17 protein-coding genes and 1 riboswitch are annotated in these 14,025 nt (G+C 59.2%); of the genes, 3 read left to right on the forward strand and 14 right to left on the reverse strand.

Annotation, left to right across the window (positions count from 1 at the left end):
* Positions 1-13: 13 nt before the first annotated feature.
* Together ABNP46_RS11870 and ABNP46_RS11875 are read right to left on the reverse strand one after the other, a co-directional pair.
* Positions 14-595 (reverse strand): thymidine kinase, encoded by a 582-nt coding sequence (locus ABNP46_RS11870; protein WP_349917999.1) that lies wholly within the window; start codon positions 593-595, stop codon positions 14-16.
* Between the two features lie 86 nt (positions 596-681).
* Positions 682-2,262, reverse strand: coding sequence for a Na+/H+ antiporter NhaC family protein (locus ABNP46_RS11875; protein ID WP_349918000.1), 1,581 nt, complete (start codon positions 2,260-2,262; stop codon positions 682-684).
* Positions 2,263-2,348: 86 nt separating this feature from the next.
* Positions 2,349-2,520: riboswitch (Lysine riboswitch) on the reverse strand.
* 322 nt (positions 2,521-2,842) lie between these two features.
* Here ABNP46_RS11875 and ABNP46_RS11880 point away from each other — a divergent pair.
* A complete protein-coding gene (locus ABNP46_RS11880) occupies positions 2,843-3,250 on the forward strand; it encodes an H-NS family histone-like protein (RefSeq protein WP_349918001.1) in 408 nt (135 codons plus the stop codon).
* 71 nt (positions 3,251-3,321) lie between these two features.
* Here ABNP46_RS11880 and ABNP46_RS11885 read toward each other — a convergent pair whose 3' ends face one another.
* The 5 genes from ABNP46_RS11885 to ABNP46_RS11905 form a co-directional block, all read right to left on the reverse strand.
* Positions 3,322-3,885, reverse strand: coding sequence for a cob(I)yrinic acid a,c-diamide adenosyltransferase (locus ABNP46_RS11885; RefSeq protein ID WP_349918003.1), 564 nt, complete (start codon positions 3,883-3,885; stop codon positions 3,322-3,324).
* Positions 3,882-4,112 (reverse strand): DUF3820 family protein, encoded by a 231-nt coding sequence (locus tag ABNP46_RS11890; protein WP_349918004.1) that lies wholly within the window; start codon positions 4,110-4,112, stop codon positions 3,882-3,884. Before ABNP46_RS11890 ends, ABNP46_RS11885 begins: the two co-directional genes overlap by 4 nt.
* A 1-nt stretch (position 4,113) precedes the next feature.
* Positions 4,114-4,785: a 7-carboxy-7-deazaguanine synthase QueE gene (gene queE, locus ABNP46_RS11895; protein WP_349918005.1), complete on the reverse strand. Its 672-nt coding sequence runs from the start codon at positions 4,783-4,785 to the stop codon at positions 4,114-4,116.
* A 55-nt stretch (positions 4,786-4,840) separates the two neighbouring features.
* Positions 4,841-5,530 (reverse strand): 7-cyano-7-deazaguanine synthase QueC, encoded by a 690-nt coding sequence (gene queC / locus ABNP46_RS11900; protein ID WP_349918007.1) that lies wholly within the window; start codon positions 5,528-5,530, stop codon positions 4,841-4,843.
* Between the two features lie 67 nt (positions 5,531-5,597).
* Positions 5,598-6,215, reverse strand: coding sequence for a tRNA-uridine aminocarboxypropyltransferase (locus tag ABNP46_RS11905; protein WP_349918008.1), 618 nt, complete (start codon positions 6,213-6,215; stop codon positions 5,598-5,600).
* On the opposite strand from ABNP46_RS11905, the gene rrtA reads away from it, so the two are divergent.
* Positions 6,214-6,792 (forward strand): rhombosortase, encoded by a 579-nt coding sequence (gene rrtA, locus ABNP46_RS11910; protein WP_349918009.1) that lies wholly within the window; start codon positions 6,214-6,216, stop codon positions 6,790-6,792. The two genes, ABNP46_RS11905 and rrtA, sit on opposite strands and share 2 nt — an antisense overlap.
* Positions 6,793-6,882: 90 nt before the next feature.
* On the opposite strand, the gene pyrF is transcribed toward rrtA, so the two are convergent.
* From pyrF to cmk, 6 genes are all read right to left on the reverse strand, one after another.
* A complete protein-coding gene (pyrF, locus tag ABNP46_RS11915) occupies positions 6,883-7,581 on the reverse strand; it encodes an orotidine-5'-phosphate decarboxylase (protein WP_349918011.1) in 699 nt (232 codons plus the stop codon).
* Between the two features lie 91 nt (positions 7,582-7,672).
* On the reverse strand, positions 7,673-8,842 hold the full coding sequence (gene lapB / locus ABNP46_RS11920; RefSeq protein ID WP_349918013.1) for a lipopolysaccharide assembly protein LapB: 1,170 nt from the start codon (positions 8,840-8,842) through the stop codon (positions 7,673-7,675).
* A 9-nt stretch (positions 8,843-8,851) separates the two neighbouring features.
* Positions 8,852-9,136, reverse strand: a complete 285-nt coding sequence (locus tag ABNP46_RS11925; protein ID WP_349918014.1) for a LapA family protein — start codon at positions 9,134-9,136, stop codon at positions 8,852-8,854.
* A 156-nt stretch (positions 9,137-9,292) separates the two neighbouring features.
* On the reverse strand, positions 9,293-9,577 hold the full coding sequence (ihfB, locus tag ABNP46_RS11930; RefSeq protein WP_349918016.1) for an integration host factor subunit beta: 285 nt from the start codon (positions 9,575-9,577) through the stop codon (positions 9,293-9,295).
* Between the two features lie 92 nt (positions 9,578-9,669).
* Entirely contained in the window at positions 9,670-11,340 is a 1,671-nt protein-coding gene (gene rpsA / locus ABNP46_RS11935; protein WP_349918017.1) for a 30S ribosomal protein S1, read from the reverse strand.
* 93 nt (positions 11,341-11,433) lie between these two features.
* Positions 11,434-12,126: a (d)CMP kinase gene (gene cmk / locus ABNP46_RS11940; RefSeq protein WP_349918018.1), complete on the reverse strand. Its 693-nt coding sequence runs from the start codon at positions 12,124-12,126 to the stop codon at positions 11,434-11,436.
* 262 nt (positions 12,127-12,388) lie between these two features.
* Here cmk and ribA point away from each other — a divergent pair, with 262 nt between their 5' ends.
* Positions 12,389-12,982: a GTP cyclohydrolase II gene (ribA, locus tag ABNP46_RS11945; protein WP_349918020.1), complete on the forward strand. Its 594-nt coding sequence runs from the start codon at positions 12,389-12,391 to the stop codon at positions 12,980-12,982.
* 88 nt (positions 12,983-13,070) lie between these two features.
* Here the strand turns inward: ribA and ABNP46_RS11950 are convergent, their stop codons facing one another.
* The gene (locus ABNP46_RS11950; RefSeq protein WP_349918021.1) at positions 13,071-13,943 is read right to left on the reverse strand and encodes a LysR family transcriptional regulator; all 873 of its coding nucleotides are present in this window, start codon (positions 13,941-13,943) and stop codon (positions 13,071-13,073) included.
* Positions 13,944-14,025 lie beyond the last annotated feature (82 nt).

The following is a 14,025-nucleotide window of genomic DNA, read 5'->3' on the forward strand; positions in this document are numbered from 1 at the left end:
ATCCTGCTTTCGGTTACTTGAAGGCCCGGCCATCCAGATAGTGCTTGCGGCAAAGGGACACATAGCGATCGTTGCCGCCTATCTCCACCTGCTCGCCATCGCGCATCACCTGCCCCGCCTCGTTCACGCGAGAGTTCATGTGGGCCTTGTTGCCACACCAGCAGATGCTCTTGAGCTCCTCGAACTTGTCGGCGAGACAGAGCAGATGATAGGAACCCGGGAACAGCTCACCCCGAAAATCGGTCTTGAGGCCGTAGGCGATGACCGGGATCTTGAGCTCATCGACGATACGGGCCAACTGATAGACCTGCTCCCGGGTCAGGAACTGGGCTTCGTCGACGATGAACACATCGATCTTCTTCTCGCCGTGGCGTGTCTGGACCATCTCGAACAGATCACAGCTGTCACTGAACACTTCCACCTTCAGCTCTAAGCCTACTCTGGCACTGATCACCCCGGTTCCGAAGCGATCGTCGATGACCGGCGTCATGGCCAGCGGAACCATGCCGCGCTCCAGGTAGTTGAAGTGCGCCTGAATAAGCTGGGTCGACTTGCCCGAGTTCATGGTGGCGAATTTGTAGTGCAGTGAAGCCATGGTACTGTTCCGAAACTGAATTTATGGGGCGCATGCTAACCAATGCCCCCGCCAAAACCAAGGGGCCCGTGGGCCCCTTGTTTCATTTATGCGACTGCCAGTGCTCTCGCCTGCCGCGCCTTGCGCAGGTGATAGCCGGAGAAGATGACAAACCAGAGGGCGCTGACGGTGAAGCCTGCCAGCACGGAGTGCATCAGCCCCATCACCAGGTAGCCCATGGCCGCGCCGAAGGCGATGGCCAGGGCATAGGGCAGCTGGGTCATCACGTGATCAATGTGATGGCACCCGGCGCCGGTGGCCGACAGTATGCTGGTGCTGGAGATGGGTGAGCTGTGATCCCCGAACACCGAGCCCGCCAGCACGGCGGCCAGCATGGGCAGCATCAGGGCCACATCGCTCGCGGCCGCCATGTCACCGGCCAGCGGCAGCATGATGCCGAAGGTGCCCCAGCTGGTGCCGGTGGCAAACGCCATGGCGCAGGAGAGCACGAACACCACGGCGGGCAGCACTTCCACCGGCAGATTGCCGTTGGCCATGGAAGCCAGGTACTTGCCGGTCTCCACGTCGCGCACCACGGCACCGATGGTCCAGGCGAACAGCAGGATGTTGATGGCGGGCAGCATGGCCATCACGCCTTGCGGCGCTGCCTTCATCCAGTTCTTGGCACCGAGCTTGAGGCGCATGGCCAGGCCGATGGAGACCACCAGGCTGCACAGGGCGCCATAGACCAGGGAGGAGCCAACATTGGTGTTTTCGAACGAGCCGAGCACGCTGAAGGGCTCACCCTTGCTGGCCAGCACGGCGGCGCCGGAGTCAATCATGAAGTAGACGGTGGCCAGGGTCAGGGTCAGGATCGGCAGCACCATGTCGATCATGCCGCCGTTGCTCTCCTCGGGGCACTCCATGTCTAGACCGATGGGTCGGCCCTTGGACTCATCCCACAGCTTGCCCTCCAAAGCCCACTGCTCGTGCTGGCGCATGGAGCCGATGTCGAGCTGAAAGGCGATCACCACCAGCACCATGATCAGGGTGAATACGGCGTAGAGGTTCATGGGGATCATCTCGACGAAAGCGGAGATGGGGCTTTGATCCGTCAGGCCATGGGCCGCCATGATGCCCCCCACCAGGGCGATGATGTAGGCCCCCCAGGAGGAGATGGGCATCAGCACGCAGACCGGCGCTGCGGTGGAGTCCAGCAGATAGGCCAGCTTGGCGCGGGAGATCTGGAAACGGTCGGTGACCGGACGGCAGATGGCCCCCACCGACAGACTGTGGAAGAAATCATCGATGAAGAAGGCAAACACCATCATGCCGGTCAGCGCCTTGGCCCCCTTGCGGGTCTTGGCGCGTTTCGCGGCCCACTCGGCGAAGGCGCGAGTGGCACCGGAGACGCTCATCAGACTGATGAGGCCACCCAGCAGCAGCATGAACAGGATCATGTTGACGTTGTCGCGATTGAGCGCGCCATCGACCCAGAAGATCTTGAGCACGGTGTTCAGCATGTAATGCAGGGAAGCGAGGGGGTCAAACTGATTGAGCAGCAGGCTGCCCGCGATGATACCCACCCCCAGCGACACCAGGACGCGGCGGGTGATGATAGCCAATGCGACGGCCAGCAAGGGGGGAACGATAGACCAACCGGAGTCGGCGTAGTGAACGATGTCCATGATCTCTTTGCACCTAAAGACAGCAGGTGGAGATCTACCGAGAGGATAAAGAAACAAAACCCATGGGGAGGTAATACTCCTCAGCCCCTTCAGGTAGCGCTCCATAGTGGATGACTATGGCAGTCCTGCACCTGTTCGATGCAGAACCAGCAACCCGGTATGATGGCCTGGTCACTTCGGCGCCGACTCCTTTCCTCGAGCATCGCAGGCATCACCCTCCGCTCGGTTACTCATAGGCAGCGCGCCTCTACTTAAAGGTATTCGGGGCACATTTTATCGAGGCACGGTGTGATAGCAAGTTTTTTGATTAAAATTCAATGCGAGTATGGCGATGAATCGCGAAGCGGTAGTCAAATGGTTCACAAAAATCGATACAGCCGACATTTTCATCTATCAGGAACTCATTTGAAGATTAATGACTGCCCATCGAGGCAATATATCGCCCCACCATCTCGCCTGGCTTAATTTATATTTTCCCATAATTAATTCCGCGCGCTTGACTTGATGGCAAGCCCCCCTATAAATTAACGAAAATAGCTTTTTATCCCCCCTGTATATTTCTGCTCGCGTGGTAGCCAATATGAACGAATTTCTGAAAGTGCTGTTGAATATCCGTAGTCTGCGGGCGACCTGCCGTGAACTGACCCTGGAACAATTGGAAGAAGGTCTGGAAAAACTCACCGCCATCGTCACCGAACGCCAGCAGGATGAATCTGCCGACCGTCAGGCGCGGGAAGAACATCAACGTAAAATTGCCGAATATGCCGAAATGCTGAAAGCGGCCGGTATTGACCCCGCCGAATTGGTGGGCACAGTGGCCGTCGATTCCCCCAAAGCCGGTAAAAGCAAGCGTGCCCCCCGCCCCGCCAAATATCGTTATCTCGATGACAACGGCGTGGAAAAAACCTGGACCGGTCAGGGTCGCATGCCCTCCACCATTGCCAAGGCCGTGGCCGAAGGTAAATCCGTGGAAGCATTCGCCATCTGAAAACAGCGCGACCCTTGCAATAAAAAACCTCTCCATGGCGAGGTTTTTTATTGTCCCGAATTCGGCCTAGCCTAACCGCGATCTGCGGCCTTGACCCAAAGCACCTCGGGCGTGCCGGTACAGACGAGCAGATACCGCGCCACCGTGAAGAACCAGTCGCTCAGCCGATTCAGATAGGGCAAGACCGCCGGATTGACCTGCTCGGTGCGACTCAGGCCCAGCAGCAACCGCTCGCAGCGGCGGGTCAGGGTACGCACCACGTGGGCCTGGGCCGCCGCCCGGGAGCCGCTTGGCAAAATGAAATTATGCAGCGCAGGCAACTTGGCGCTATAGGCATCTATTTGCTGTTCGAGGCGCAATGTCCACTGCTCGCTGACCTGCCACAGCTCGCTATTTTGCGCCTCGCTGGAAAAGGCCAGCTCCCCTCCCAAGTCAAATAATTCCTGCTGCAGCAATATCAGCTCGGCCAGCAGGGTTTTCTCCTGCTCGGGTATTTCAGCCATCAACAGACCTATCTGGGAATTTAACTCATCGATGGCGCCATAGGTCTCGACGCGCGGATCATCCTTAGCCAAACGGGAGCCATCGGCCAAGCGAGTGAGTCCCTTGTCCCCCTGCCGGGTATATATTCTCATGGCGACATCCTGCTAATAATGGGAATAATCATGGGCTCCAGTCCATTGAGTTTTATCTCGTACGCCAGTGCCAATGACTGGCCCAGGGATCCTGCCGGAAAACCGGTGCGGGCCATCCACACCAGATAGGGCTCCGGAATATCGATGATACGCCAACCCCGATATTTTCCGTAAGGCATCTTGTTTGCCAGGGTGAGCAATACCCGCTCGTCCGTGAGATTATCCATCTTAATCGATATTCAGATATTTGTGAGTCTGGATGGATAGTCGCCAATTGCGGGCGATACAGGTCGCCATGGCCAGTTCGGTGGCCCTCGGCTTCTGACTGATGGGCTGCAAGGCAATCACCACATCGGGGCGCAGACTGGCGGTCGCCAGCAGGGCATCGAGCTCCTCGATGTGTCGCTCGGTCGCCACCGGATGCTTGATCTCGTTCGCCCGCTCGAGCGCCGACACCAGTACAGGCAAGCCCCCCTTCATCCCAATCTTCGGGGAGACGGTGACCCAGGTCTGTGCATGGGTCAGGATCTCGCTGGTACCGCTGGTTTCGATCTGTACCTGGTAACCCGCATCCAGCAGGGCGCCCGAGAGCTCATGGAGATCGTAGAGGCAGGGCTCGCCGCCGGTGATCACCACATGGCGCGCCTGGTAGCCCAGGATCTTGAAGCTCTCGAGGATCGCCTCCGTGCTCATCTTGCTCCAGCCATCGGACTCGTTGGATCTGTCCAGCACCTCGGCTGGGCCCACTTCACGGGCCGGATCCACCACCCAGGTATGACGGGTATCGCACCAGGGGCAGCCCACGGGGCAACCCTGCAGGCGCACGAAGATGGCGGGCAGGCCGGTAAAGACCCCCTCCCCCTGGATGGTCTGGAAAATTTCGTTGATTGGGTAGTGCATGCTGGTCACGGCTTGTTGCAAAAGGCGCGGATTATACCCCAAACAGGGGCAAGACTCACAATCCGGTTTTCTGGTTCAGGCGTGCCCTGACCCCGACCCTGTCCGCCAGATACTGGTTCAGGCCGCGGCTGCGCAGCTCGCAGGCGGGGCAAGCACCACAACCATCACCGGCAATGCCGTTGTAGCAGGTGAGGGTCTGCTGGCGCACCGTATCCAGGTGACCATAGTGATCCGCCAGGGCCCAGGTCTCGGCCTTGTCCAGCCACATCAGGGGGGTCTCGAAGACGAGGCTCCGATCCAGCCCGAGGGAGACCGCCTGGTTGAGGGCCTTGACGAACTCGTCGCGGCAATCCGGGTAACCGGAGAAATCGGTCTCGCATACCCCGGTGATGACGGTCCCCGCCCCCACCTGATAGGCATAGATGGCGGCCAGGGTCAGGAACAGGATGTTGCGGCCCGGCACGAAGGTGTTGGGCAGGCCGTTGTCCTGCAGCTCACCGCTGACCGGGATCTCGTCCCGGGTCAGAGCGGAGACCGCGAGCTCCCCCAGCATGGTCACGTCCATCACCTTGTGGGCGGCGATGCCCAGCGTGCCGGCCAGCCGGCGGGCCGTCTCTATCTCCTCCCGGTGGCGCTGGCCGTAGTCAAAGGTGATGGCGTGCACTTCGTCATACTTGGCCAGTGCCTGCACCAGACAGGTGGTGCTGTCCTGACCACCACTGAATACCACGACGGCTTTATTCACGTTTCTCACTCCTCTCTCTGCTCTCAATACGGGTGGAACTAACGTCGGTCTGCTCTATATACGCAGTTCAAGTTCGGCGTCCTTGGGCAAAATCCTGCCACTGCCGGTTCAAATGGGTAAAAAGCGTCATCAGCGGGGCGAAGCGACCCGGCGTCCCTTCCCACTGACATAACAGATGGTAGCCCGCCTCCAGGGTCGACAGGGCGCCGGGGAACGGCTTCTTGCGAATGGCGTATTGCCCCTCGATCTCCCCTAGCGTGATCCTCGGCAGGGCGAGCAGGGCCGGGTTGCTGTGCAGCATGCGATAGGCCTTGCGCCAGGTGCCATCGAGCAGAATAAAGTGCACATCGAGTTGCGCCTGCTGCGCACATTGGGCACGCAACTGTGGCAAGGTCAGGGCCGTCTCATCCGGCCAGAGCACCACACAGCGCACCTTGGGATCGGCCAGCAGGGGCGCCAGCCAATCGGTATCGGCGAAGCTCTCCCCCACATGGAGATGGACCCGGGTGAGCGACGCGGCCAGCAGGGCGGCCGTCCCCTTGGGATGACCGACCTCGGCAGGATGCTGCAGGATATGGATGGGCGCAAGATGGGCAACCCGTTCAACATAATCACACAGGCAGGCTTTGAGGGCTCGGGTACAGCGTGTACAGTATCGGCTCTCTTTGTCGCTGGGCTGTTTCATGTTGTCAGAAAAATCGGGTCTGTTCTGGGTTGTCACGCTGTCGCTCATCACTGCCTTGCTCTTCTTCACAGTACCAAACCACCTGCTCTCCTTCGATCGCACCCTGGTAGCCCAAGGGGAAGGGTGGCGCATCATAACAGGCAATCTGGCCCACACCAACGGATGGCACCTACTGCTCAACCTGAGCGGGCTGGCGGTGCTCTACAGCCTGTTTCGTGAATACCTGGCGGACTGGCGCCTGCCCCTGCTGATGATGCTGCTGTGCACCGCCGTCGGCCTCGGCATCTGGTGGTGGTGCCCCCAGACCCAGTGGTACATGGGGCTGTCCGGTGCCCTTCACGGCCTCTTCGTCTGGGGCGCCTTGCAGGATATCCGCTACCGTCGCCATTCCGGCTGGCTGATGCTGCTGGGGATCCTCATCAAACTCGGACTGGATTTCTACAGCGCGGGGGAGAGTCCGGTCTCCGCCCTCATCGGTGCAAGGGTACATATCGAATCACACCTCATCGGCTCGGTGGCCGGCCTGCTGCTCGGGCTGGTGCCCTGGGGACTCGGCGCCAGAACGGTTCACTCCTGACGGGCTCCGCTTCGGGGTTGGTAACAGCAAAATGCAACAGGCCGGATCCATGATCCGGCCTGTTGCATGGATGGACGGGTTCGTCCTCTCTTAACCGTTCAACTCGGCATTGATGGCACCAAGCACGGCGGCGGGATCCGCAGCCTGGGTGATGGGGCGGCCGATCACCAGATAGTCGGCCCCCGCCGCCATGGCGGCCTTGGGGGTCATCACCCGGCGCTGATCCCCGGCTGCCGAGCCAGCCGGACGGATGCCCGGGGTCACCAGCTTGAACTCGCTGCCGAGCAAGGCTTTGAGCTCATGGGCCTCCTCGGCGGAGCAGACCACCCCGTCGAGCCCGGCCGCCTTGGTGAGGGTCGCCAGCCGGATCACCTGCTCCGCCGGGGTGGCATCCACCCCCAGCGGCGCCATGTCGGACTGCTCCATGCTGGTCAGCACCGTCACGGCGATGAGCAGAGGGGCCTTGTCCCCATAAGGCGCAAGCGCCTCCTTGGCGGCCCGCATCATGCGCTCACCGCCACTGGCGTGGACGTTGACCATCCAGACCCCCAGCTCGGCACTGGCCGCGACCGCCTTGGCCACGGTATTGGGGATGTCGTGGAACTTCAGATCCAGAAAGACATCGAACCCCTTGGCCACCAGCTGGCGTACAAACTGGGGACCAAACAGGGTAAACATCTCCTTGCCCACCTTGAGGCGGCATTGGGCAGGCGAGATCTGCTCGATGAAGGCGAGGGCATCGGCTTCGCGCTGATAATCGAGCGCAACCAGTACTTTGGGATCTTGCATGTCACTTCCTATGGCGTGTTGTTGTGTTGCAACCGGCATGGGCATCTCGCCAGCCGGCACTCTGGTGTCCGGGTCTGACTATCGAAGGCGGCTACTCCCCATCCAGCCCCCGGATGGGCTTGATGGAGCCCCATTGGCGGCAGGAGGGGCATTGCCAGAACAGCGAATGGGTGGCGAAGCCGCACTGACGGCACTTGTGGGTCGATTTGATCTTGATCTGCTCGCCCACCAGCTGCTGCAGCAGCTCCAGGCTCTCCTTGGCGGGCCCCTCTTCGGCGCTCGCCAGCTGGAAACCGACCAGCTGATAGAAACCCTTCATGGACGGGTGGCGGCGCAGTTGACGCAGCACCAGGGCCCGGGCCTGACTCAGACCATCGCGGGCCTCCACCAGATTGGCCAGGGCCAGGGTCACGCTGACACCAGCATGATCTTCCACCGCTTTCTCAAGCAACGGAATAAGCTCCTGGCTACGGCCCATCTGCTGGTAGCATTGAAGGAGTTTTGGCATGGCCTCGGAGGCAAAATCCATGTCCTGCTCGAACACCCGCAACAGCTCCTTGCTGGCGTCCTCGTATTTTTCCCCCTCCATGGCGAGCTCGGCAAGACGCAAGCTCGCCCGCGCACAAGCCCCATTGACCCCGAGTGCCCGCTTGAGCTTGGCGCGGCCCGCGGCCTTGTCGCCGTCACGCAAGAGGCTCTCGGCCTGCTCGCAATAGAAATGGGAGATGGGGTCGGCCAGCTTCTTGTTGCCCTGAAACTTCTGCAGCCGCACCGCGACCTCGATGGCCTTGTCCCAGTCACGCAACTGTTGATGGATGATGAGCAACTGGGCCAGCGCCGTCTCCTCGAAGTCGCTGTCTTCACACAGTTCGTTCCAGATGGCTTCGGCCCTGTCCAGCAGACCGGCGGCAAGGAAATCCCGGGCCAATTCCTGCAGGGCGAGCTGGCGCTGTTCCCGTGTCAGCTCGCGGGCAACCAGGTTCTGGTGGATCTTGATGGCGCGGTCCACCTCGCCGCGCTGGCGAAACAGGTTGCCAAGGGAGAGGTGGGTTTCGATGGTCTCGCTGTCGACTTCCAGCAGCTGGATGAAGAGATCCACCGCCTTGTCCGACTCGTCGGAGAGCAGATAGTTGAGGCCCGCCACGTACTGGCGGGAAAACTGGTTACTCTGTTGCTGGGTGTCCTGGCGAACACTCCTGCGTCCCATGTACCAGCCATAGCCGGCGGCAATCGGCAACAGCAGGAAAAGCAGTTCAAGCATGGAGGGACGTTATTCCTTGGCGGTCGACCGGGCTACTTCCAATTCGCGGGATTGACGACGCATGGTGCGATTGAGGGTGCGATTTTGCAACTTGAGGCGCAGGAACAGCAGGCCGAACACCAGCCATCCCAGCAGGAAACCGCCGGCGAAGAAGAAGCCGAGCAACATGGAGAGCGAGAACTCCCCTTGAGCTATCAGATAGTTGAACTGCACCAGCTGACCGTTTTGAGAACCGATGGCGAGGGTCAGGACAAACACCAGCACCAATGGAATGAGGGCCAAGATACGCTTCATGGGAGCTCCCTGTCTGTAGCTAATGAGAGACTGATTATCCTTAAAATCACCGGCAGACTCTAGAGCGAATGGGAAAAGAGTGCGAGAAACCCGACAATTCGTGCTGTTCATGTCGCAAAAATAAAAAAGGCATACCCAGGTATGCCGTTTTCTGCATTATTCGTTGATGTTGACGCGTTCGCGCAACTCTTTGCCTGGTTTGAAGTGCGGGACATATTTCCCGGTCAGTTCAACCTTGTCCCCGGTCTTGGGGTTACGACCCACACGGGGTGCACGATAGTGCAGTGAAAAACTTCCAAATCCACGGATTTCAATCCGGTCGCCGTTTTGCAAGGTCGACGCCATCTGTTCAAGGATCTCCTTGATGGCGGCTTCGACATCTTTGGCCGGCATATGCATGCGGCTGGCAGCCAGTTGTTCGATGAGATCTGATTTGGTCATAAGGTTAAATCTCCTTCTCCGATCACATGCAATATTCATTACGCCAAGATAAAAAAGGGCGGCGCAATGCCGCCCTTCTCTTGCATCAAGGATTACTCACCCTTGGCGGCTTTGAACGCTTCCATCATAGCATTACTGAACACAACTTCTTCTTGTTGGTTCAGGCTATCGATAGCAACACGCTCGTCAGCCTCGTCCTTAGCGCGGACAGACAGGCTTACGGTGCGGTTCTTACGATCAACGCCCATGAATTTAGCTTCTACTTCGTCACCGACAGACAGAACCAGAGTCGCGTCTTCTACACGGTCACGAGCAGCATCGGAGGCACGCAGGTAGCCTTCCACGCCGTCAGCCAGTTCGATCACGGCACCCTTGGCATCAACCTCGGTAACCTTGCCCTTCACGATAGCACCTTTCTTGTTGTCAGACAGGTACTTGTTGAACGGGTCTTCTTCGATCTGCTTGACGCCCAGGGAGATGCGCTCACGCTCCGGGTCCACTTGCAGAACAACGGCTTCGATCTCGTCGCCCTTCTTGAATTCACGCACGGCTTCTTCGCCCTGGTTGTTCCAGGAGATGTCAGACAGGTGAACCAGGCCGTCGATGCCGCCATCCAGACCGATGAAGATACCGAAGTCAGTGATGGACTTGATCTTGCCGGAAACACGGTCGCCCTTGGCGTGAGTTTCGGCAAACAGCTGCCACGGGTTGGATTTGCACTGCTTCAGACCCAGGGAGATACGACGACGTTCTTCGTCGATGTCCAGAACCATCACGTCAACCACGTCGCCAACGTTAACAACCTTGGACGGGTGGATGTTCTTGTTGGTCCAATCCATCTCGGATACGTGTACCAGGCCTTCAACGCCTTCTTCGATTTCAACGAAGCAGCCGTAGTCGGTCAGGTTGGTCACGCGGCCAGACAGACGGGTGGTCTCCGGGTAACGCTTGGCGATAGCAACCCAGGGATCTTCGCCCAGCTGCTTCAGACCCAGGGATACACGGGTACGCTCGCGGTCGAACTTCAGAACCTTGACTGCGATCTCGTCGCCAACGTTGACGATTTCGGAAGGATGCTTAACGCGCTTCCACGCCATGTCGGTGATGTGCAGCAGGCCGTCAACACCGCCCAGATCTACGAATGCACCGTAGTCGGTCAGGTTCTTGACGATACCCTTAACTTCTTGACCTTCTTGCAGGTTGGCCAGCAGACTTTCGCGCTCGGAGGTGTTCTCGGTTTCGATCACGGCACGACGGGAAACCACAACGTTGTTGCGCTTCTGGTCCAGCTTGATGACCTTGAACTCGAGTTCTTTGTTTTCCAGGTGAGCGGTGTCACGGATCGGACGCACGTCAACCAGAGAACCCGGCAGGAAGGCACGGATGCCGTTCAGCTCAACGGTGAAACCACCCTTGACCTTGCCGTTGATGATACCGATAACGGTAGCTTGCTCTTCGTAAGCCTTCTCAAGCTGCAGCCAGGCTTCGTGGCGCTTGGCTTTTTCGCGGGACAGCTTGGTTTCGCCGAAACCATCTTCGATAGAGTCCAGAGCCACGTCAACGGTGTCGCCTACATTGATTTCCAGCTCGCCCAGGGCGTTCTTGAACTCATCAGCAGGAATGGCAGACTCGGATTTCAGACCGGCGTCAACCAGTACAAAACCGTTCTCGATAGCAACGACGGTACCCTTGACGATGGAACCTTGACGGGTTTCAACGGCGTTCAGGGACTCTTCAAAGAGTTGAGCAAAAGATTCGATCATTGTTTATGTCACAAATGAAACATCCACTCGCAATCCGGCACAAGCGGGGTTGTTTTAAATTATCTGCGCCATCCATGGTGCAGACGACTGACATCAGCGTGTGCTGATATCACCAAGTTGTTGCTCTGCATAGGTCAGCACCGTTGCCAGCACCTCCTCTATGGTCATAGACGTTGAGTCTACCACAAGAGCATCTTCCGCGGGTTTCAGGGGGGCGGCGGCGCGATTTCTATCGCGATCGTCACGTTCCCGAATCTCGGTTAAAAGACGCTCAAAGTTAACATCAAAGCCCTTATCTTGCAACTGCTTATAGCGGCGCTGGGCCCGCTCCTCGGCACTGGCGTCGAGGAAAATCTTCACCTCGGCCTCGGGGAAAACGACGGTGCCCATGTCGCGGCCATCGGCAATGAGGCCAGGCCCCTGGCGGAAGGCGCGCTGACGGCGCAGCAGGGCTTCACGCACCCGGGGGAAGACGGCCACCTTGCTGGCGGCATCGCTCACTTCCTGGGAGCGGATGGTGCGGGAGACATCCTCCCCTTCCAGCACGACCTTGACCTGTTCACCCTCGACCTGGAACTGCACGTCCAGATTGGCGGCAAGGGGCACCAGGGCGGCTTCGGCGTCGAGTTCCACGTCGTGATGCAGGGCGGCCAGCGCCAATACCCGGTAGATGGCACCGGAGTCGAGCAGGTGCCAGCCCAGCTTCTCCGCCAGCAACTGACACAGGGTGCCTTTACCGGCACCACTTGGGCCATCGATTGTCATCACGGGGGCCATCTGAGGCATAATTTTTCTCCTGCGCATGCGGCATGTCGATGATTTGCACGCATCCCTGGCGGGATGGGGTAATGGGCGCCGATTATACCCGAATGCGGGGTCGCTGGCAGTTGTCGGCATGCAGATATGCACAAAACTCGTCGCGATTGCGCCAATTATGAACAATCCAGCATGCCACTGTGCTGTGCAAGGTTTTGTTCTTATGGTTGTTCTGGGTGAGGCGCGCTAAACTGGCCGCCTTTTTTCAGCAGCTGTAGTCAGGAGCAACCCTATGAGCAGCATTACTCTCGTGGCCAAATCCAAGTTGCCGACCCCCTGGGGCACCTTCACGCTGGTTGGCTTTCAGGAAACCGGCACCGGCAAGGATCACGCCGCCCTGGTGATGGGGGATATCGCAGACGGTGAACCCGTGCTCGGGCGCATCCATTCCGAGTGCCTGACCGGGGATGCCCTGTTCAGCCTGCGCTGTGATTGTGGTTTCCAGCTGCAGGCCGCCCTGCAGAACATCGCCAAAGCCGGTCGCGGCGTCCTCTTGTATGTCCGCCAGGAAGGTCGCGGCATCGGCCTGCTCAACAAGATCCGGGCCTATCATCTGCAGGATCAGGGCGCCGACACCGTCGAGGCCAACGTGGCGCTGGGTTTTGCCGCCGACATGCGCGACTACACCATCTGCGCCGATATGCTGAAGGCCCTGGAGGTCAAGAGCCTGCGTCTGATGACCAACAACCCGCGTAAACTCAAGGCCATGGAGAGCTTCGGCATTCCGGTGGCGGAGCGGGTTCCCCTGCAGGAGGGGCGCAATCCCCACAACGAATTCTACCTCTCCACCAAGGCGAACAAGCTGGATCACCTGTTCAAGAAATAGTGTTTCTGCTCTGCCGACCCTTGTAAAACGCCTCCCACAGGAGGCGTTTTTATTTGTGAAAATCACATTTTACAAAACGCCACGCTGCCTACCTTGCCTGTGACAGCAGAAAATCTCTCAGTGCCCGGTTGGCCATGGAGAGGGGATCCCCCCGTCGCCAGGCCACGCAGAGATCGAGGAAAATGGGCGGCTCGAAGGGGACGCCGGTCAGGGCCGTTTCATCGTCCAGCGCCATGCGCAGGAAGGTGGTCACCGCAAACCCCTGGCGCACCACCGCCTTGAGCAAGGGGATGAGGTTGCTCTCGAACGCGATATTGGGTTCGAGCCCCAGCCCCTGGGCCAGTGCCTCCATGTGCTCGCGGTGATAGAAGCCGCGCCTGAACATGGCGAGCTCCTGCGCGAAGAATTGTGGCAAGGACACACCTCTCGCCTGGCGCAGGGGATGCTCCTCCCCCACCACCATCAGCATCTCTTCTCGCAGCAGCTGGGCCCCCTCGAGCCCGGGGGGCAGATCGCTGGTGATGAGGATGGCCAAGTCCAGGCTGCCATCCACCATGCGGCTGAGCAGCTCACGGGTCCCCGCCTCCTCCACCCGGATCTTGAGGCCGGGATAGCGGTGCTTGAACGCCATCAGGATGGGGGGAAAGTAGTAGGAGCCCATCATGTAGGGGATGCCGATGCGCACCTCCCCCCGCTCCAGCCCCTTGAGCTCCGCCATCTCCGCCTCGGCCTGGTGCATCTGCAGCAGCAGGCGCTCGGCATGGCGGCAGAGCACCTCCCCCTCCGGAGTGAGGCGCACGTTGCGATCCTGACGGTCGAACAGGCGCAGCTCGAGCTGGCTCTCCAGCTTGGCGATGGCCATGCTGACCGCGGGCTGCGCCACGTGCAAGGCGCTGGCGGCCCGGGTGAAGGAGCCGGCGTCCCGTACCGCCAGCAGATAACCGAGCTGTTTCAGATCCATATCAATTTTATTTATTAGATTGATAACATAAATATATTATATTTATATCAAGCGGCGCACTAGTCTGCGGGATATATCGCAG

This window comes from Aeromonas veronii, from assembly GCF_040215105.1.
Classification (GTDB): Bacteria; Pseudomonadota; Gammaproteobacteria; order Enterobacterales; family Aeromonadaceae; genus Aeromonas; species Aeromonas veronii_G.

Excerpts from the sequence above, each read along its gene's own strand:
- pyrF (WP_349918011.1), bottom strand. The coding sequence starts at position 7,581 with ATGCAAGATCCCAAAGTACTGGTTGCGCTCGATTATCAGCGCGAAGCC.
- lapB (WP_349918013.1), bottom strand. The coding sequence starts at position 8,842 with ATGCTTGAACTGCTTTTCCTGCTGTTGCCGATTGCCGCCGGCTATGGC.
- rrtA (WP_349918009.1), top strand. The coding sequence starts at position 6,214 with ATGTTGTCAGAAAAATCGGGTCTGTTCTGGGTTGTCACGCTGTCGCTC.
- ABNP46_RS11885 (WP_349918003.1), bottom strand. The coding sequence starts at position 3,885 with ATGAGAATATATACCCGGCAGGGGGACAAGGGACTCACTCGCTTGGCC.
- cmk (WP_349918018.1), bottom strand. The coding sequence starts at position 12,126 with ATGCCTCAGATGGCCCCCGTGATGACAATCGATGGCCCAAGTGGTGCC.
- ABNP46_RS11905 (WP_349918008.1), bottom strand. The coding sequence starts at position 6,215 with ATGAAACAGCCCAGCGACAAAGAGAGCCGATACTGTACACGCTGTACC.
- ABNP46_RS11880 (WP_349918001.1), top strand. The coding sequence starts at position 2,843 with ATGAACGAATTTCTGAAAGTGCTGTTGAATATCCGTAGTCTGCGGGCG.
- ABNP46_RS11890 (WP_349918004.1), bottom strand. The coding sequence starts at position 4,112 with ATGGATAATCTCACGGACGAGCGGGTATTGCTCACCCTGGCAAACAAG.
- rpsA (WP_349918017.1), bottom strand. The coding sequence starts at position 11,340 with ATGATCGAATCTTTTGCTCAACTCTTTGAAGAGTCCCTGAACGCCGTT.
- ABNP46_RS11925 (WP_349918014.1), bottom strand. The coding sequence starts at position 9,136 with ATGAAGCGTATCTTGGCCCTCATTCCATTGGTGCTGGTGTTTGTCCTG.
- ABNP46_RS11950 (WP_349918021.1), bottom strand. The coding sequence starts at position 13,943 with ATGGATCTGAAACAGCTCGGTTATCTGCTGGCGGTACGGGACGCCGGC.
- ABNP46_RS11875 (WP_349918000.1), bottom strand. The coding sequence starts at position 2,262 with ATGGACATCGTTCACTACGCCGACTCCGGTTGGTCTATCGTTCCCCCC.
- ABNP46_RS11870 (WP_349917999.1), bottom strand. The coding sequence starts at position 595 with ATGGCTTCACTGCACTACAAATTCGCCACCATGAACTCGGGCAAGTCG.
- ihfB (WP_349918016.1), bottom strand. The coding sequence starts at position 9,577 with ATGACCAAATCAGATCTCATCGAACAACTGGCTGCCAGCCGCATGCAT.
- queE (WP_349918005.1), bottom strand. The coding sequence starts at position 4,785 with ATGCACTACCCAATCAACGAAATTTTCCAGACCATCCAGGGGGAGGGG.
- ribA (WP_349918020.1), top strand. The coding sequence starts at position 12,389 with ATGAGCAGCATTACTCTCGTGGCCAAATCCAAGTTGCCGACCCCCTGG.